The sequence below is a fragment of the Spirosoma harenae genome, assembly GCF_054776975.1.
Window position 1 is genome coordinate 1 of sequence record NZ_BAAHBD010000011.1, and the last position, 19,776, is coordinate 19,776.

Consider the following 19,776-nt stretch of genomic DNA (forward strand, 5'->3'; position numbering starts at 1 on the left):
GTATACGCTATTATCTTCGGTGAGTTGGCTGTATTTAGCTAATATTCAACTAATGCTTCAGCGAATCAAATCCGATCACAGAATATAATTCCCCAACACGTTCTTAATTTGAGCCGAGTGACGAACTGTAGATATAGCACTATACAGATTTAACCGCTCCTTCTGCAATGCTATTTTCCTATAACAGACACCAGCCGCTTCACTACTCAATAAACTGGACAAACTGAAAGTAAAAATCGACAGAAGCTAAAGTGCTATTTGTTATACATAAAAAAGCTACAACTAGTTAGGCAAAAGCCCTACATGATAATAAATGAAACTTCATAACAGCAGCTTTTTGTTGCAGCAGGAACAACAAAGGCACTAATCGTCTGCTATAGACTCTTATTATGTCATCACCTTCCTATACAATTCCTGCGCAAACTCGTATCGGTCATGTTCACCTGAAAGTTGCTGATCTTGACCGATCATTAGCTTTTTATTGCGATCTGCTGGGATTTTCGCTGATAACGACTTACGGTAAAGACGCAGCCTTTATTTCAGCTGGCGGCTATCATCATCATATTGGCCTGAATACCTGGTATAGCAAAGATGCCCCACCTGCTCCCGTACGATCAGCGGGATTATTTCATACGGCTATTCTCTACCCAACCCGCCGGGATTTGGCGGTGGCTCTAAAACGGTTGATTGATAGTAAATACCCAATCACAGGCGCATCAGATCACGGCGTTTCGGAAGCAATTTATTTAAATGATCCTGATCGAAACGGTGTCGAATTATACTGGGATCGCCCGAAAGAAAGCTGGCCGCTAAAACCAGATGGGTCGATTGAGATGTATACCCATCCGCTGGATTTGGAGGGGCTATTGAAAGAGGTTTGAGGATATTTTTTGTCATTCCGACGCCAGGAGGAATCGTAAAATATCCTTACTTGAGCAACAGCCCAACTCAAGATTCTTCCCTGTGGTCAGAATGACATAAAACAAATTTAAAAAGCCGAAAGCCATCAATCAACTGATGGCTTTCGGCTTTAGTATTATAATGGTTTGAGTTGCAGTTTTCGCCAGCGGACTTTAATTCCACCGCCGTCATGAATTTGCAGGGCAATGGAGCCATCCCCCTTGCCGATTTTTTCGTCGTTAAAATCAACCATCGATTCGCCATTCAACCAGGTCTGTACATGATCACCTTCAACACGGATGCGCATTTTGTTCCATTCGCCGGGCTTTAAAATGTTTTCCTTTTCGTCGGGAATCTGAACCAGCCAATTCCGACCGTATGACTCGTAGACACCACCAGTGTCGTGGTTAGGGGGTGCTACTTCTACTTGCCAGCCGCTAACTTTCGTTCCTTCAATGGTCGAGCGGAAAAAGACACCGCTATTCCCATTCGCTTCCTGCTTAAACTCTAGAGAGAGATCGAAGTTTTTGTAAAATTGCTCCGTAGCCAGATAGCCGTATTTTTTGTCCGGGCCGCTTTCGCAGACCAGGTTTCCATCTTCTACGAACCATTTTTCGGTACCGTAAATTTTCCAGCCGGTCAGGTCTTTGCCGTTGAACAGGTTAATTGTTTTAGTCGGCGCTGCCATAACAAAGGCCATTAGAACCAAAGCAGCAGAGAGTAATTTAGTCATTGGTTTTGCAGGTAAATTTTAGTGAGAACTTGCCATCAGTACGCAAACAGGAGCCGGTACTTTTACGGATTGCCCCGTGAAAGTCAATTTGCCCGTTTTCTGATCGCGTTTGAAAATAGTAATATTATCGGTGTCCTGATGAGCAACAAAAATAAACTCTCCTTTTGGATCAATCAGAAAATTTCTTGGGGTTTTGCCTTCCGTAGGCTGAACACCCACTGGCGTCAATTTCCCATCGCTGCCGATCGAAAAGATAGCCAATCCATCATAGCCCCGATTTGACTGATATAAAAACTTACCGGAAGGATCAATATGAATGTCGGCGCTGGTATTCTTCTCGGTAAAATCATTGGGAAGCGTTTGTACGTTGTCCTGTAGTATGGTCAACGCACCCGTTTTCGGATTACGAGCGAACGAGGCTACGGTTGAAGTGAGTTCTTCCACTAAGTACGCGTATTTACCATTCGGATGAATCGCAACGTGACGAGGCCCTGAACCGGGTTTCACACTGGCGTACGGCGTTGAGGCAGGTTTTACTTTGCTGGCGTTTACATCAATATCAAAAATATTGAGTTTGTCAATGCCCAGATCGGCTACGTATAAAAAGCGGTTATCGGGTGCCAGCGTAGCAGAGTGAACATGGGCTTTCTCCTGGCGTTGGGTATTGGGTCCCGTTCCTTCGTCCTGAACTTTATCCGTTGGTTCACCCAGCGTGCCGTCGGCCTTAATGGGCAGTACGGCCAGGCTCCCTCCACCATAATTAGAAACAAAAGCGGTTTTGCCGGTATGATCAACACTAATATGACAGGGGCCAACGCCAAGCGACGATTGACTATTCAGGTATTGTAATTTACCTGTCGCCTTATCAACGGCATAAGAACTAACACCACCTGCTCCCGTTTTTTCAGCGCCTTCATTGACAGAATAGAGATACTTCCCTGATGGATGTATGGCGAGAAAGGAAGGGCTTTTTACATTCGAAACCGATTGAACAGGCTGCATTGTACCCGCCTTGCGGTCAAACTCAAATACATAGATCCCTTCACTACCGCGTAGAGAGTAGGTGCCCACATACATGATTTCTTTACCAGACTGAGCCTGAGCGATCATACTAGCACTGACTAAAATTGTTGTGAGTATCTTTTTCATAAAAAAATGATGAATCGACTTAATAAGGGTAAAAAAAGAATAAACTACCGATAGTACGGCTCCAGGCAGTCAATTGTACACTTGTTTACGGTATGTAAACTGAAAAAATAAAGTAATAATACAATCATACCCATTAGATAAATAAATAGAATTAAAAACGGTTAAACAGAATCCGTTAACTTTGTAAAAAGGTTCATTATATGAATCGATTCTATATTATCACCTAACTTTTTCAGTTACCGTTACTATCTTTTTTAAATCAGATGAAACGAGTTTTGATTGTTTTTTCGGCAATAGTGATGCTGGCTTCCTGCAACAGTAAGAAGAGACTAGCCGAAATGAAAGCTTTACAGGACGCTCGCGATAAGGCCGTTGCTTCGCTGAACGACTGTGATACACGTACTGCTGACCTGAAAACGCAATTGTCAGCTAAAGACACAGATCTGCAAAACAAAGACAAACAGGTTGGTGATTTGCAGGCTCAGATCGACTATCTGAAAAAAACCAACACGAATTTGCTGGATCGGATGTCGGACTTGTCTATCGTAAGTAAATCGGGCGCTGAAAGCATCAAGAAATCACTCGAGACGCTAAACGAGCAAACGAAATACACGAATAATCTGAATGCGTCTATTCAACGGAAAGATTCGTTGAACCTGGCGTTGGTAATGAGTCTGAAACGTTCGCTTGACGATATCAACGATCAGGACGTTCAGGTTGAGGTGAAAAAAGGCGTTGTTTATGTATCGCTTTCCGACAAACTCCTCTTCAGATCAGGTAGCTATGAAGTACTGCCTGCTGCTGAAAACGTATTAGGCAAAGTAGCGAAGGTGGTAAATGATCATAAAGATCTTGATATTCTGGTAGAAGGTCATACGGACATTGTGCCCATTTCGACATCATCGATCAAAGATAACTGGGATTTGAGCGCCCTGCGTGCTACATCAGTTGTACGGACCCTGCAAAACAAATTCTCTGTATCGCCAGAGCGTATGACAGCTGGTGGTCGGTCTGAGTATTCCCCGAAGGATGATAACAGCACCGGACCAGGCCGTCAACAAAACCGCCGGACCGAAATCATCATTACTCCAAAACTCGATCAGTTCTTTAACCTGCTATCGAGCGGTCAGGCTGGTGGAAGCAAATAAGACCTGGGAATTTATAATACACATGAAAAGGCGTGGATCAATCCACGCCTTTTCATGTGTATGAGCTTGTAGAAATTACGCGCCGAAACAAAAAATAGCCCACCGCTTATTGATTTGACGTAAATAATCGCCGAGTTCCCCGTGTCTGTGTCCTCACAGACGCCCATACGTCAGCCAACGCAACCATCCGGTAAGAGGTCTGTGAGGACACAGACCTGGGAAGCAGAACACAGACACGGGGAATTCGGTGATTATTTACGTCAAATCAATAAGCGGTGGGTTTCTGAACCAAACAACCCAACGTGAACGAACTATTTTAACGGTTTACTTGGTACTTAAATCGTTTCCCAGGTCTGTGTCCTCACAGACCCCTTACCGAATGGTTGTGTTGGCTGACGCACAAGTGTCTGTGAGGACACAGACACGGGGAGTAATTAAATCGGTCGGGAGTGAGGATCAGGTACTATGAAAAAAGCCCACGGCTCAAACCGCAGGCTAATAAAATGTTGATTCAGCTATTATTACAATTCCGAACGTTTCTCTTCATCAGGCACCGGTAAGACAGATTCCGGTGCGGTCTCCTGATTTTCGTCTGTAGGCGTGTGTGTTTCTGCTTGTTCAGTAGATGAGGTTTGTTCGTTTTCTTCGATAAATTCATCCGCTGGTAATACCGATGCTTCAATAGGATCAGGGCCGGAAACAGGAAGCATTGAATCCTCCACAGGCTGCTCACCAAAGAATCGTCGCTGGAAGAATAGAATCAAACAGACACCGATAAAAATGCAGGAATCCGCAATGTTAAAAATCGGCGTCGAATAGTATTGCCCTCCCCAGACCGGTACCCAGTCGGGAATGAATCCCTCCCAAACGTCTACAAAAATCATATCGATCACCTGGCCATGAAACCAGGGCGTTGGCGATCCATATGGCGCATTATTCAGAAAAACTCCGTAAAACGTACTGTCGATCACATTCCCAACGGCTCCGGCTAAAATCATTGCCATAGCCCACAAAAGGCCGTTTGGCGCCCCCCGATGTGCTAGATTCACTAAATAATAGCCAATACCTACCATAGCAAACAGTCGGAATACACTCAGCAATAACTTACCGTATTCATGCCCCAACTGCATGCCAAAGGCCATGCCTGGATTTAGTACATAGTGTAATTTTAACCAGTCACCAGCTAGTTTTATCTGACCAGCAAAGCCGGGAGCCATATAGAAATGAACGGCTAGTTTTACGCCCTGATCGAGTGCAATTAGCAACAGGGTTAGCAAAAAGAATTTAAAAGGACTTTTCTGGATCATACTAAAAAAGGCAGGCACTGCACCACTTCGCTCACATGGCCCGGCACTCCGGCTTGCAGTACCATTATAAATACTTGTCAAAAATAGTCAGGTGTAGTTAACGATTGTCAGAAGTTGTCATTTATTAACTGACCAAACTTGACAATCGTTAACTACACCTGTCCGTTACCTACCGAATACGGCAATTTTTCCGGCGTTTCAGCTCGTTGCTAACTAATGTAAACTCCCGGCTACTTTGCCCGGCAATCGATTTGTTTTCTTCGGCCCGACGAAATAAATACGGCATAACCGTATCAATAGGGCCATAAGGGACGTATTTCGCCACATTATACCCAGCGTTAGCCAGATTGTACGAGATATTATCGCTCATACCCAGCAGTTGGGCAAAATAGATATGCGGATCATTGTGGCTAATGCCAAGCCGTTCTATCTGTTGAATACAATATTGACAGCTCTCTTCGTTGTGCGTACCCAGGCAAACAGATATAATGTCGCGATGCTCTAAACAAAAATCAATAGCCGCATTAAACGCATGATCGGTGTCTTCTTTCGTAGCCTGGATTGGGTCCTGATACTCTTCTTCATGGGCACGTAGTCGTTCCTTTTCGAGATAAGCGCCACGAACCAGTTTTACACCCAAATAATATCCTTTGGCGTGTGCTTCGGCGGTATCGCGCTCAAGGTGCGACATGCTTTCCCAGCGATACATCTGGTAGGTATTATAAACGATAGGCCGCTCTTGATTGTAGCGATCCATCATTTCGTAGGCCAGTGTATCGATTGTATCCTGAATCCAGCTTTCTTCGGCGTCAATAAAAATACGGACGTTTCGCTCGTGGGCTCGTCGGCAAAGCATATCCACCCGTTGCATAACCCGGTCAAATTCAGCCTTCTGCGTTTTGTTGAGCGAGTCGCCAATCTGAACCGCTTCGAGCAGTTCGGTAGAGGCAACACCCGTTATTTTAAAAACGGAGAATGGAATATCTTTGGATTCGCTGGCGCGTTCGATGGTGCGAAGAATCTCAAGGGCGGTATCATCGAAACTTTTTTCGGTTCCTTCTCCTTCAACAGAATAATCGAGGATAGTTCCGACGTGTACATCGTGAAGATGCCGGATGGTCGGTTCACAATCGCGAATGCTCTCACCTCCACAGAATTGCTCGAAAATAGTGTTCTTGATGAGGAATTTAACGGGAAGGTGAAGGCGTAAAGCGATCTTTATAAAAAAAGTACCTAAATTTACGAGCCATCCCTTATTCATCAACGCAAATAACCAGTAGGTCTTTCGGAGTTTAAAGTCCGACTGGGATGAAAAAGCAATCGAAGTATCCTCAAATGAAATGGGTTGATCGGCGTTTGGTTTTACGTCGGTAAGTCCCTGGATAGTCTCCGGCATTAGATTACTTCGGTTCGACATATCAGTGCTCCGTTTGGGCGGTGCTACTTGCATAGCTTAAGTGCGCGTCGGTTACATGACCGAAATATAAAACGAAATTTCGATCAAACAGTTAAAATCGGCCGCGGCTTATTTTTTTAACAAACTAAAACGGTTGTAGACAAATTAAGGAACCGGCTTGAATAACAGCCAATTCCCAATGCAAATATACTACAAATTTAAATTGAAAGTTCCCGGTAGAGTATAGGTATACTCGTAGATTACCTCCTGTTTAGTATGAAAGTAGAATTAGCCGTAGAGCCGCTTGGGTCGTGGATTGATACCAACGGCAAACCACTGATCATCGCTGGGCCCTGTAGCGCCGAAACCGAAGATCAATTAGTAGAAACCGCTCGCCAGTTAAAGGCGCTGGACGCCGTGCATGTGATCCGCGCTGGTGTCTGGAAACCCCGTACGCGCCCTGGTAGCTTTGAAGGCATGGGCGAAGCCGCTCTGCCCTGGATTCAGCGGGCAAAAGCTGAAACCGGACTACCTTTCGCCGTAGAGGTCGCCACGCCCGAGCATATCGAGCTCGCCCTGAAATATGGTGTCGACATTTTGTGGATCGGCGCTCGCACCACCGTAAATCCATTTAACGTTCAGGAAATTGCCGACGCTCTTCGTGGCGTTGACGTGCCTGTTCTGATTAAAAACCCTGTGAATCCAGATTTGGCTCTGTGGGTTGGTGCATTTGAGCGGATTGCAGGTGCAGGTATTAATAAATTAGCGGCAATTCACCGTGGTTTTGCTACGGGCGAAACCACAAAATATCGGAACGTTCCGATGTGGCAGATGGCCATCGAACTGAAATCCATCTTCCCACAATTGCCAATCATTGGTGATCCAAGCCACATGGCCGGTAAACGGGCGTATCTGAATGAATTGGCTCAGATGGCCATGGATCTCAACTACGACGGTCTGATCGTTGAATCGCACATTGATCCAGATAAAGCGTGGAGTGATGCTGCTCAGCAATTAACGCCTGCCGCTTTCGGCGAAATGCTCGATCACCTGGAAATCCGTCAGGTCGAATCGTCGAACCGCGAGTTTCAGACATTTACGGAGCAGTCACGTCGTAGCATTGATAATGTAGACCGGCAGATTGTGGAGATGCTGGCTGCCCGAATGGCGCTGGTGGAACGACTTGCTGAGTACAAACGCGACAATAACGTAACGCTGTTTCAGCCTGAGCGTTGGAAAGAAATCCTGCAAACTCGGACTGAGCTTGGCAAGAAATTAGGTTTGTATCCTGAACTGGTGGAAGAAATCTACAAGATTATCCACATGGAATCGATTCGGAAACAAACCGAAATCATCCATAGCGCAGCACAAAGCGCATAGATTGAATTAAAGCGAACGAGTGGCGTAGGTGCAGAAAATACTGTACTTACGCCACTCGTCGGTTTAGGGCAATGCTATAACGAGGCTAATCAGTACCGTTATAGCCAATCTCACTACTTCAATTTCAACGTCATCGTAGCATTATTATACCCCGCAAAACAACCTAATCCGCCATTAATGTTGCTGGGAATCAAAACGGGTTCGGCGAATGGATTATTACGCGATCGGCGCTGGCGGATTATGGCTTCCTGAAATTTATAGTACGACTGCTCTACACTCATCAAATCGATGATTACGCTGGCCGTTTTATATTGATTGAAAAAATTACCTGTCATCGAAGAAACCATGAAGGCTTTGCCGGGAGGAGTGGGCATAGTTGTTCCATCGACACCAATATCAGTAAATAACCCCCGATTGTCATCGTCAAACGAAAGGCTATTGTAATCCTCAATCAGACAGGTAGCGCAATTTGAAGCGCCTTGCGGAATTCGTAAGTATCGGAAAATACCGGCAACCTGATACGCATTCCCCTCCCCTACCGGGTCTTTCCAGCGTGTCTGCACATAGTAGCGAATTGTCTTGCCACGACGCTGATTTTCTGTTAGTGAATCAAATGTGACCTGAGTCGGGCTAACTGGTTGCGGAATCGTACAGGTGCTAGTCACCTTTTGGCCGTTTGGCGTGGCAACTGTCAGTGTGTAAGTTTTTCCGGCTATAATTGGTAGCAAACGAGCGCTGGCTCTATAATAAGACTGATTGGTAGCGCTCGTAGAGCGGGCCACTGTACTGGTTAATACAACCGACCGGGTACCGTCTGAGAGGGTTACCGTCGCATTCGTAATGTTGTTTCCTGTCTGCGACATTGTCAGACTATCGCCAACTACAGTGCTGGAGCGGGTCACCTTCGCCGTCAAGAGCGTATCCTGCGGACTCAAAAAACTAGTCACTACCAATTTAGACGACTCCAGTCCTAACTCACCGGGATCAACCTCATTCCGCAAACCAGTGCATCCATCTACGAGCGTAAATAGCGCCAGGCAGATCAGTGAGGAACAAAAAGAAGAATATCGTTTGAAATACATCAGAATTTGAAATTATAGCTGATGGATGGAACAATCGGGAAAACGGAATAACGGAATAGCGCCGTACGAGTCGGTTCTGTTGCCGTTGCGGCAACCGATTCGAGTCGGTAGAAAAATGGATTTCGTCGGTCATACAGATTATACACGCTGAATTCCCAAGTTCGCTCGTGATGTTTCTTCTGTTTATGGAACTGAATACTCAGATCAAACCGATGATAGGGTTCGGCGCGAAAGGTATTTTTCTGCGTGCCGTAATCATCGGCCGTACGAACAGTTGAAAAGAAATTTCGGACAAAACCCGGCAAGTTTCCATACACAAACTCATTATCCGGCCGATACGTATCGAACCGCCCAACGGGTACTGTAAGCGCATTCCCCGTACCATACACCCATACTGCCGACAACGTAATGCGTTTATTCAATTCATAAATACCAACGAGCGACAGATCATTCCGGCGATCATAGCGCGGATAATAGGGTTTCCCTCCGTTTAGCTCCGCAAATTGCCATTGTGTCCAGGATAGTGTGTAGCCAACCCAGCCCGAGAATCGACCCACTTTCTTTTGCAGAAGAAATTCGGCCCCATATGACCAGCCACGCCCAGCCGTCACATTATCTTCCCACCGTACTGCATTCGCATTCGTCGGATCATTTAGTAGCAGAAAACTAGCCCCTTCCTTATAGTTGATGATATTATTCATCTCCTTATAATAGCCTTCCACCGTGAGCGTCAGCCCGTTCGTCAAGTTATTCGAAGTCGTAAAATCCTTGGCGATACCCACGGCCACTTGTTGCGATTGTTGCGGCCGAACCCGATCAGTACTCGGCACCCATAAATCCGTGGGCAACCCGATGCCCGTATTGGAAAGCAGATGAACATATTGATTCATCAGGGCATACGATGCTTTGATCGACAAATCGGGCTTAATCGTGTAAGCGGCTGATATTCTGGGCTCAGGCTTGACATACGTTGATCCTGTCTGATGAAACGCACTTAATCGAAACCCAGCATTAAGTCGCCAGCGATTAGAAGGACGCCAGGTGTCTTCGGCATAAATACCGGACTCAAGCACATCAATCGTACTGACATTATTGACCGACGCGCTGATTCCTGCATTTTGCAATACCACCGCCGATGGTGTAAACCGGTGATATGTATTATGCAAGCCCACTCGAACTGAGTGCTGGGGAGTCGGATAAAAATCGATATCGTATTTCAGCGCAAAATCCCGAATACCAGAATTGTACTGAAGCGAATAGGTGGCCGTGTCCAGCGTTCCTTTCTCAACTGCCGAAATCTCGAATTTGTAATCACTCAGGATCAGTGACAGATTGGAAAATAGCTTCTGACTAAACAGGTGATTCCAGCGTAGGGTCCCCGTTGCATTCCCCCATCCTAATCCAATATCATTGTTTTGTGTGTTATCGTGCGCATAAAATCGGTCGCGGCCAAAGTAACCACTGAGGTAAACTTTGTCTTTTGGGGTCAGATCATAATTGGCTTTCGCATTCAAATCATAGAAATAATAACCCGCTTTGGTTTGGCCATTGGTTTGCGCATTGATGATCGGTGCAGCTACAATATCCAGATACGTCCGTCGACCCGATACTAAAAATGATCCCTTTTTATTCTTCGTAAGCGGTCCTTCAAGCGTAAGCCGAGAAGCAATTAACCCAATACCACCTTCCCCGTGGAGTTTCTCGCGGTTGCCATCTTTCATGTTCAGATCAATCACCGACGACAGACGCCCACCGTAGCGAGCCGGAAATCCGCCTTTGATTAGTTCGACACTTTTGATGGCATCGCTGTTGAAAACCGAGAAAAATCCGAAAAGATGGCTGGCGTTGTAGACAACAGCATCGTCCAGAATAATCAGGTTCTGGTCGGGGCCACCTCCCCGCACGTAGATGCCCGTTTGCCCTTCGGAGCCTTTCTGAACGCCTGGCATAAGTTGCAGCACTTTCAGCACGTCTTTTTCGCCCAGAAAAGCCGGAATTTTTTTGATCTGCTGAATTGGAATTTCAACAGCACTCATTTGCGGACTTTCGCTCACTTTTTCGACCGACGTGCTCGCTTTTACATCCACTTCGGCTAACGCTCTGCCGGGCGTCAGGAGCACGTTTTGCGTCTGATTGGCTCGTAGACCTAACGCTCGTTCGATGGTTTCGTAGCCGACAAAGGAATAAGCCAATTGTATACTATCCTGCGCTGGTAAGGTCAGCGAATAAAATCCGTAGGTATTTGTAGTAGTACCAGTTGTTGTGCCGGGTAAATAAACGTTTACGCCAATAAGTGCCTCCAGGCTACCTTGTTCACGAACATATCCACTGATTGTGAAGCGATTGATCGATTGTGCAAACAGAAAGCTGGGAAACAGACAAAGATAAAAGAGACTGTAAAAGCGTGGAATCATTGATTACGGTAGGGTATTAAAACAAACAAAGAAGCTGAATGTACGCTGAGTCTTAGAGTCTATAAATCTGTAAAACGTTCGAATCAGAGAATTGTATATACATCACTCCAATGTATAGCTAAACAGGCTGTTTTTTAGTTGGTTATTAAACAAAAATCGTCAGGAAAATGTACTACAAATGAATACTTCCTGTATTGTTAACACTTGAAAACATATGCTTTCCTTCGACAAACTCTCGCTGAATATACCGGATACGTCAAAACCTCGCGTAGTCATCATTGGGGGTGGATTTGGCGGCATGAACTTAGCTAAAGCCCTGCGCGACGCCAATGTGCAGGTGGTGCTGTTCGATAAACAAAATTACAATGGCTTCTGGCCGTTGCTGTATCAGGTCGCTACGGCTGGCCTGGAACCCGATGCCATTGCCGAACCTTTCCGAAAAATGTTCGATGGGTACAAAGACTTTCATTACCGGATGGTGCGCGTCAATAAAATTGACCCGGTAACTAAAACAGTAACCACACTAATTGGTGATCTCCACTACGATTATCTGGTGATTGCGAGTGGAGCTAAATCAAATTTCTTCGGCAATGAGCAAATCCAGAAATATTCCTTTCCGCTCAAAACGATTCCCGAAGCGCTGAATGTTCGTAGTCAGTGTTTGCAGTGTTTCGAACAAGCCAGCGTCACAACGGATCCAATCGAACGCCAAAGTCTGCTGACGTTCGTGATTGCCGGAGCCGGTCCTACAGGCGTTGAAATGGCGGGTTCGTTGGCGGAAATGCGAAAGCACGTACTACCCAATGATTATCCGGGACTTGATTTCAGCCAGATGAATATCTTCGTCGTCGAAGGGTTGGGGAAAGTTTTGCCGCCTATGTCTGACGAAGCAGGTCAGAAAGCCCAGCGGTATCTCGAAGATTTAGGCGTCATTGTCAAATTGAATACGCTGGTTGATTCGTATGATGGAGAGACGGTTACGTTTAAAAGTGGCGAAAAAATCAGGACGCAAACGCTGGTCTGGGCCGCTGGTGTAACGGGCGCCATGATCGACGGTATTCCAGCAAACGCCATAGAAAAAGGGCGTATTCTGGTCGACCCGATCAACCGAGTTCAGGGCTTAAACGATGTATTTGCTATCGGCGATATCGCCCTGATGAAGCTGGAAGATTATCCAAAAGGGCATCCTGGCGTAGCGCAGCCAGCTATTCAGCAGGGCAAACATTTGGCTAAAAATCTTCAGCATATTTTAAAGAATGAGCCAACCACGCCATTTGAATACTTCGACAAAGGTTCACTCGCCATTGTGGGCCGCAGCCGGGCCGTGGCCGATTTGCCTGGGAAAATTCATTTAGGAGGATTCATTGCCTGGATGGCCTGGCTGTTCGTTCATATCTGGTACTTAGTCGGTTTCCGCAGTAAACTCATAGTTTTCAGCAACTGGATGTACCGGCTATTTACTTATCAACGGGGAACGCGCATCATCATCCGACCTTTCATCCGAAAAGACGATAAAGTGGGACAGGAGATTCTGGCTCACAACGAGATGAGCTAGATCTTACCGTTCCCAAAGGGGAAATTAAAACCGAACTGATATTTATACTGAAGCGAATAGAAATGATGCGTGGCCAGTCCCTGTTGGTCAGTGCCCAAACGTGTATTGGTGTAATCGGCCCAGGCACCCTGAAGATCCGTCTGGAGAAAGAAATACTTAAAAAAGTCCAGTTTAAGTCCTCCACTCATGCCTGCTACTACGCCATGATAGTGAAACGGCCCTTCCTGTACATCACCTAATATAGTCGAGATTGTGTAGGAGAACAGAATTCCTCCGCCTACTTTTCCAATAGCACTCAGCTGAAGGTATTTGGTCTGCCAGAGCTTTTTCCGTTTTACCAGATTGAGCATCAGGTAATTATTTCCGTTCGTATGCTGTAGATGTACAAAATCGGGCGTTACCAGCGTGTCTTTATTAATCTGATGCCCTCGAATCTGCCCCTGTACATGAATAACTTGATTATCCGTAACAATGTATTTGAGGTGATCCCAGCTTAGTTCGATGCCCAGATCATGTTTGTCGTTAAAGAAATACCCCAGATTCATGTCATACTGAGGAACAGTCAGGTTATCGAGCTTGTAAAAGTCTGTTAAATCGGGCCGATCGTGTGCCTGTGCCTTGAAAAAGGTAAAGTCGTAGTTGTCGGTAGTAGTGTTGCGAAAATGAATGGTGCTTCGAGTATACCACTCACGATTATAACCCCAGGTAAAATAAAGGCTACCACGCCTTTTACCCAGCTTTATTGCATTTTCAGGAAGAGACGTTTGGGCGTAAAGTGATGGCAAAAGAAAATAGCCTACCAGGCTGGCAAGTAAAGGTTTCCAATTCATAATGTACAAGTAGTGAGCGACGGTGGTATAAAGGTAAGCACCCAACAAATGACAAAAAAGACGTATTGTCGACCGGAGCCTGGGGTATAAGCATATAAAAAGGGATACGCAACTGTGCGTATCCCTTTAATACTAACTAAACAACTAAAGATTACCAGCCAGGTCGACCATAACCGTAACCACCGTTGTGGGGTCGTGGGCGTGGAGGTGGCGGAGGGGTGTGAGGGCGTCTATAGCCATAATTGCGCCCGTAAGCAGGTCTACTGCTATAATATGTTGTACAGCTACTCACTGAAATCAGCAGGAGTAAGGCAGTTAGAAATCCAAGCAATTTTGACGTTTTCATAACATTAAAATCCTTTTTATGTAAATTATAGGTTAGAGTCACACAGCCCGAAAAGGATTAGTTGACTGCATTAATCTTCCATTAAAGTTGTAGAATGAGTATTCGCTAACGGTGATATCCAAACGATTGTCGGATATTCGCGTTCTACATAAAACCATTTTTTCCGTTCGTCCATGCGCCACCTGAACCTCCACACTACCTTTTCGATCAGTGCATTTCTGACGTTGCTGGCCTTTTCATCGCCTGCTCAATCACTATCCGACTCTATAAAAGGGGGCCCACTTGATTTGGGTAAGATGTGGACGTTCGATAATCCGCCGTCGGCTTATTTCCAGAAAACGTACAATTTTAAGGCCGACGAAAAATGGTTCGATGAAGCCCGGTTGGCCTCGCTCCGCTTTGCTGATTATTGCTCGGCATCCTTCGTCTCGGCCAATGGTTTAGTCATGACGAATCACCACTGCGCCCGCGAATCGGGCACAGGAGTAACACGGAGAGGAGAAGATCTGAACGCGACAGGATTCTGGGCTAAAACCGCTGCCGAAGAGCGAAAAGTAGACGGTTTGTTCGTAGATCAGCTGGTCAAGATTGAGGACATTACTAAGCGCGTGCAGGACGCTATGAACAAGGTTCAGTCAGAACAGGCGCAATTACAGGCCCGCGAACAGGTCTTTTCGGATATTAAGCAGGAATATGGGCAAAAAGCGGATTGGAAAGGGCTCGAACTGCAAACCATCGTTTTTTACAATGGCGGACGCTATTCCATTTATGGCTTTAAACGCTATAATGACGTTCGATTAGTGTTTATGCCCGAACTCCAACTCGGGTTTTTCGGCGGTGATTACGATAACTTCACGTATCCACGTTACGCGCTGGATTGTTCGTTTTTTCGAGTCTACGACAACAATAAACCCTTAAGAACCAACCACTTCTTCAAATTCAATCCGGCTGGCATCCGCGATGGAGAGCCTATTTTTGTCATCGGTAATCCTGGTCACACCGAGCGACTAAAAACCGTTGCCGAACTTGAGTTCGACCGCGACTTACAAACACCTGCTACAATTCAGATGCTCCGAAATCGGTCGGCAGCTTTACAGGTTTATAATGCAACGGCTAAAAACGACAGCGTATTGAACGAAATTTTCAGCTACGAAAACAGCCTGAAAGCCTACGGCGGTCAACTCGCTGGATTGCAGGATGCGAGTTTATTGGCGAGAAAAGCAGTTTTTGAGAATCAATTTAAAGCAGCCGCCAAAACTAAAAATCTTCCCGCCGATCAACTGAAAACCTGGGATGAGATTGCCGCGAACACGGCCCAGCTGCGTAGCGTTTTCAAAGATGCGAATTACCTCGGCCCCAGCGAACGAACGATGGGCGAATTAATGACTTTCGCGAATCTGGCTACGCAATACAGTGAGATTCTGGCAACCCGGCCACAAGATGCCGAACGAGCGCGTCCGCTAATGGAAATCCCAGTGATCAAAAATATGGCGTTGGATGAAGCCTATTTAGCCGCCCATCTTCTGGAAGCTCAACAGGCATTGGGAAATGATGATCCTTACGTAAAAGCAGCCCTTACCGGCCCCGATGGAAAAATGCGCACCCCAAAAGAAGCGGCTGCCTATCTGTTCAAAAATACCAAACTCACCAATCCTGCTTTCGTGACTGAACTAGCCACTCGACCAAATGCGGCCAATGCATCGAATGATCCCATGTTGGCTCTGGCAAAAATTGGCTTTCCCCGTTATCGGACGGCAGCTTTGCAAGCCCGACAATTGAGCGAGCGTCAGGAAGTATTACGTGGCCAGTTGGGCCGCATGCTCTATGAAGTCTACGGCACGGCGGTTCCGCCCGATGCCACATTTTCCTTACGTATTAACGATGGGGTAGTAAAATCGTACGATTACAACGGCACCAAAGCTCCCATTCTGACAACGTTCGCAGGTCTTTATGATCGGAACTATTCATTTGCCAACAAGGGCCCCTGGGATTTACCAGCCCGCTGGAAAAACCCACCCATGGAGCTTCTAAAGCAACCTATGTGTTTTATCTCGACCAACGATATTATTGGCGGAAATTCGGGTAGTCCCATGATCAATAAAAATCGGGAAGCTGTCGGTTTGGCTTTTGACGGAAATATGGAAAGCTTACCCGGCGAATTCATTTTTGTGCCTGACGCGAACCGAACCATTTCGGTACATACGGGTGGAATCGTTGCTGCCCTGAAACATATTTACAAAGCCGACCGATTAGTGAGTGAATTGACCGGAACGCCAGCGATGTCAGCGCCAGCGAGAAAGAAATAATAACTGTTTACAATTCCCTATTTGAAAGAGCAATATCATGCTGAACTTGTTTCAGCATGACTACAGAGAGGGCCGTTGCCTAGGTCTGTGTCCTCACAGACCCATGACCGGATGGTATCGCTGGCTGACGCAAAGGTGTCTGTGAGGACACAGACACGGGGAGTTCGGCGTCTAATTAATCCAACTCAATAAGTCATGGATTGATAAAACGACTTCTAACCGCTTATATATTCTCCGTGTAAACTCCCCGAAAAGTTTAGTACTTTCGGGGAGTTTGTTTTTGACTGATCCAACCTGATTATGACAAAGTCCGAAATACCCGTAATGCCCGATTTCTTCGACCGATACATTAATCTGGCCGATAACGTATTTCTTATCGATGCATTAACGCAATCTGCCTCTTTTGAAAGCCTGATTCCAGCGTATAAACTTGAAGCACTGGGCGATATGCGGTATGCTCCCGGCAAATGGATGGTGACCGACATCCTTCAACATATCATTGACAACGAGCGGATTATGACTTACCGAGCACTGCGATTCGCTCGGAATGATCAGACCGTATTACCGGGTTACGATGAGGAATTATTCGGTCAGACAGCCAAAGGAAGCCGACGCACGGTTGCCGATTTATACGCCGAATATGCCGTTGTTCGGCAGTCGAGTATTGCCTTGTTTAACAGTTTCGATGACGAAATGCTGCTCCGAAGTGGCATCTGTTTTAACCGGACTATTTCTGTTGTGGCCCTCGGATTTGTGCTGGTTGGTCATGCTCAACACCATGTAAATATCATTCGCGAACGCTATTTACCCCTACTTTCATAACAAACTATGCTAACCAGAATCGTTACCATCATCGCCCTTTCGGCGCAGGTGCTCTATGCCCAAACGAAATCAAAAGTTACTGTTACCGATCTTACGCGAATCAAGCAGGTAGGTGGTATTCAGTTATCGCCCGATGGGAAACAGGCGGTTTATACCATCACAAGCATCGAGTCGAATCCCGATCAGAAAGAAGAATACGAGTACAAAACGCATTTGTATCTCACCAATCTGAAACCAGGCGATCCAAGAGCATTAACTCACGGCCCCGAATCAGCCCGACAGGCTGTCTGGGCACCTGATGGAAAGAAACTAGCTTTCGTACGGACGGTAAAAGGCAAAAGTCAAATTTTCATTATGCCGCTGGATGGTGGAGAAGCCTGGCAATTGACAGATAGCAAATACGGTGCCTCTAATCCGCTCTGGTCGCCCGATGGGAAACGCATTGCCTTTGTGGGCGGAGTTAACATGACTCAGCTATTGACCGATTCCTTAATGAATCCGGGCAAGGGAGGGCCATCGTGGTCGATCGAAAAACCTGGGTTTGCCAACAATGATTTCGTAAAGGTCGATAAGAAAGTAAAACCGAATCCCGATGGCTCGTTGGCTGAAATTCGGGCGTATCTGGCAAAAGATGTTGAGGACAAAAAAGCGAAGGTAATCAACCGATTGAACTTCCAGGGAGAAGCTACAACCGAGCCAGACATCACGTTTACTCACCTGTACATTACAGACGTAACGGAAGGGGCGAAGCTCAAACCGCTAACGCGTGGCTACCAATCCTATCAGGCAGCGAACTGGCTTCCAAATGGACAGGGCCTTCTGGCTGTAACTGACAGAGATTCGCTCAAACACCCTGATCGTGAACAGGATAATGCGATTGTGTTCATTTCAGCTGATGGAACAGGAAAGCCCGCGATCGTATTAGGTGAAGTCGGTAAAAGTTATGGTGATCCTGAAATCTCACCCGATGGTAAACAGCTATCTTTTCTGGTAAGTCCTTCTCAAGGCGTTAATTTTCCGCAAATTGGCTTAGCTACCCTGAACGGCTCTACAGCCTCTAATGTCCAACTCGTTATATTTGATCGGGCAGCCGGCAATCTGACCTGGACCGAAACAACGGCGAGTCTAAAAGGGAAAAAAACCGCAGCTTCTTATGCTGTTTATTTCACTGCTTCTTCCAATGGAGGAGCGCCAGTTTACCGTCTTGATCCGACAACACGACAGGTAACGCAGCTTACTGATTTTGAGATGGGCGTTACGGCTTTCGACGTAGCTAATAACCAGGTCGTTTTCGCAAAAACCGAAGTCGCGAACCCATCCGAACTCTACCTGGCGGATGCGTCGGCAAAAACGCAGACGAAACTGAGTAATCATAACGATTGGGTTGCCCAGCGACAGCTTAGCTTTCCAGAAAAACACACGTACAAAAACTCCATCGGTCAGACAGTTGATTACTGGATTATGAAACCCGCCTTTTTCGAGGCTTCTAAAAAATACCCACTTTTGTTGAATATGCACGGTGGACCAACCGCGATGTGGGGTCCTGGAGAAGCTTCGATGTGGCATGAGTTTCAGTATATGTGCTCACAGGGTTATGGAATCGTTTATGCTAACCCCCGCGGTTCGGGCGGCTACGGCATAGCCTTCCAACGCGCCAATGTCAAAGACTGGGGAACCGGACCGGCCGAAGATGTACTGGCTGCCGAAACTGCTGCTGCGAAAGAAGCCTGGGTCGATACGAGTCGACAAGTGATTACAGGAGGTTCATATGCAGGTTATTTGACCGCCTGGATTGTAGGGCATGACAATCGGTTTAAAGCTGCTTTTGCCCAACGTGGTGTCTATGACCTGACAACCTTCTTAGGCGAAGGGAACGCCTGGCGCCTGGTTCCTAACTACTTCGCTTACCCCTGGACGGAAGAAGCAAAAGTGCTGGATGCCAATTCGCCCTACACGTTCGTCCAAAATATTAAAACTCCGCTCCTGATTAAACACGGCGAAAATGACCTCCGAACCGGCCCTATTCAGAGTGAAATGATGTATAAAAGCCTGAAGATTCTGGGCAAACCAGTTGAGTATGTTCGTATGCCGGGCGCCACACATGAACTAAGCCGCACTGGTAACGTTCGCCAACGCATTGACCGACTGCTGCGCATCTACGAATTCTTCGAGCGATACATCGGCCCCGACGCCAAAGGGTTAACGCAGAATTAAGTACGCTATCCCGTGGCTGTGTCCTCACAGCCACTTATCCGGCAGGAAGTTGGTTGCTGACGCACAGGTGTCAGTGAGGACACAGCCACGGGATAATCTTGAAAGTTTGATAAAATAGTAAAATCCAAACCGAATACTAAAAGTAGACACCATTCCAGCCTGCATTTCCATAAGTTTACCGCCATTGATTTTTT

At 46.4% G+C, this 19,776-nt stretch carries 14 protein-coding genes; 7 read left to right on the forward strand and 7 right to left on the reverse strand.

What is annotated here, in order from left to right; all coding sequences use genetic code 11:
* Positions 1-389 precede the first annotated feature (389 nt).
* Complete coding sequence (locus tag ACYVE4_RS16700; RefSeq protein WP_461041315.1) at positions 390-881, forward strand: VOC family protein; 492 nt, start codon at positions 390-392, stop codon at positions 879-881.
* A gap of 155 nt (positions 882-1,036) precedes the next feature.
* Here the strand turns inward: ACYVE4_RS16700 and ACYVE4_RS16705 are convergent, their stop codons facing one another.
* Both ACYVE4_RS16705 and ACYVE4_RS16710 read right to left on the reverse strand, forming a co-directional pair.
* Positions 1,037-1,633 (reverse strand): 3-keto-disaccharide hydrolase, encoded by a 597-nt coding sequence (locus ACYVE4_RS16705; protein ID WP_461041316.1) that lies wholly within the window; start codon positions 1,631-1,633, stop codon positions 1,037-1,039.
* 18 nt (positions 1,634-1,651) lie between these two features.
* Positions 1,652-2,782, reverse strand: coding sequence for a lactonase family protein (locus tag ACYVE4_RS16710; protein WP_461041317.1), 1,131 nt, complete (start codon positions 2,780-2,782; stop codon positions 1,652-1,654).
* A gap of 263 nt (positions 2,783-3,045) precedes the next feature.
* On the opposite strand from ACYVE4_RS16710, the gene ACYVE4_RS16715 reads away from it, so the two are divergent.
* Positions 3,046-3,930 (forward strand): OmpA/MotB family protein, encoded by an 885-nt coding sequence (locus ACYVE4_RS16715; protein ID WP_461041318.1) that lies wholly within the window; start codon positions 3,046-3,048, stop codon positions 3,928-3,930.
* A 521-nt stretch (positions 3,931-4,451) separates the two neighbouring features.
* On the opposite strand, the gene ACYVE4_RS16720 is transcribed toward ACYVE4_RS16715, so the two are convergent.
* Both ACYVE4_RS16720 and ACYVE4_RS16725 read right to left on the reverse strand, forming a co-directional pair.
* Positions 4,452-5,237: a lipoprotein signal peptidase gene (locus tag ACYVE4_RS16720; RefSeq protein ID WP_461041320.1), complete on the reverse strand. Its 786-nt coding sequence runs from the start codon at positions 5,235-5,237 to the stop codon at positions 4,452-4,454.
* Between the two features lie 169 nt (positions 5,238-5,406).
* Positions 5,407-6,633, reverse strand: a complete 1,227-nt coding sequence (locus ACYVE4_RS16725; protein ID WP_461041532.1) for a proline dehydrogenase family protein — start codon at positions 6,631-6,633, stop codon at positions 5,407-5,409.
* 276 nt (positions 6,634-6,909) lie between these two features.
* Between ACYVE4_RS16725 and ACYVE4_RS16730 the strand changes: the two genes are divergently transcribed.
* Positions 6,910-8,013 (forward strand): chorismate mutase, encoded by a 1,104-nt coding sequence (locus ACYVE4_RS16730; protein ID WP_461041321.1) that lies wholly within the window; start codon positions 6,910-6,912, stop codon positions 8,011-8,013.
* A gap of 113 nt (positions 8,014-8,126) precedes the next feature.
* Here the strand turns inward: ACYVE4_RS16730 and ACYVE4_RS16735 are convergent, their stop codons facing one another.
* Positions 8,127-9,095, reverse strand: a complete 969-nt coding sequence (locus ACYVE4_RS16735) for a DUF4249 domain-containing protein (RefSeq protein WP_461041322.1) — start codon at positions 9,093-9,095, stop codon at positions 8,127-8,129.
* Positions 9,095-11,509 carry a TonB-dependent receptor gene (locus tag ACYVE4_RS16740; RefSeq protein WP_461041323.1) on the reverse strand — a complete coding sequence of 805 codons (2,415 nt, stop codon included), beginning with the start codon at positions 11,507-11,509 and terminating at the stop codon, positions 9,095-9,097. Before ACYVE4_RS16740 ends, ACYVE4_RS16735 begins: the two co-directional genes overlap by 1 nt.
* 214 nt (positions 11,510-11,723) lie before the next feature.
* Between ACYVE4_RS16740 and ACYVE4_RS16745 the strand changes: the two genes are divergently transcribed.
* Positions 11,724-13,064 (forward strand): NAD(P)/FAD-dependent oxidoreductase, encoded by a 1,341-nt coding sequence (locus tag ACYVE4_RS16745; RefSeq protein ID WP_461041324.1) that lies wholly within the window; start codon positions 11,724-11,726, stop codon positions 13,062-13,064.
* On the opposite strand, the gene ACYVE4_RS16750 is transcribed toward ACYVE4_RS16745, so the two are convergent.
* Entirely contained in the window at positions 13,061-13,894 is an 834-nt protein-coding gene (locus ACYVE4_RS16750; RefSeq protein WP_461041325.1) for a hypothetical protein, read from the reverse strand. The genes ACYVE4_RS16745 and ACYVE4_RS16750 overlap by 4 nt on opposite strands.
* Positions 13,895-14,413: 519 nt before the next feature.
* Here ACYVE4_RS16750 and ACYVE4_RS16755 point away from each other — a divergent pair.
* From ACYVE4_RS16755 to ACYVE4_RS16765, 3 genes are all read left to right on the forward strand, one after another.
* Positions 14,414-16,546 carry a S46 family peptidase gene (locus ACYVE4_RS16755; RefSeq protein ID WP_461041326.1) on the forward strand — a complete coding sequence of 711 codons (2,133 nt, stop codon included), beginning with the start codon at positions 14,414-14,416 and terminating at the stop codon, positions 16,544-16,546.
* A gap of 300 nt (positions 16,547-16,846) precedes the next feature.
* The gene (locus ACYVE4_RS16760; RefSeq protein WP_461041327.1) at positions 16,847-17,368 is read left to right on the forward strand and encodes a DinB family protein; all 522 of its coding nucleotides are present in this window, start codon (positions 16,847-16,849) and stop codon (positions 17,366-17,368) included.
* Between the two features lie 6 nt (positions 17,369-17,374).
* Positions 17,375-19,582, forward strand: a complete 2,208-nt coding sequence (locus ACYVE4_RS16765) for a S9 family peptidase (RefSeq protein ID WP_461041328.1) — start codon at positions 17,375-17,377, stop codon at positions 19,580-19,582.
* Positions 19,583-19,776: the final 194 nt, after the last annotated feature.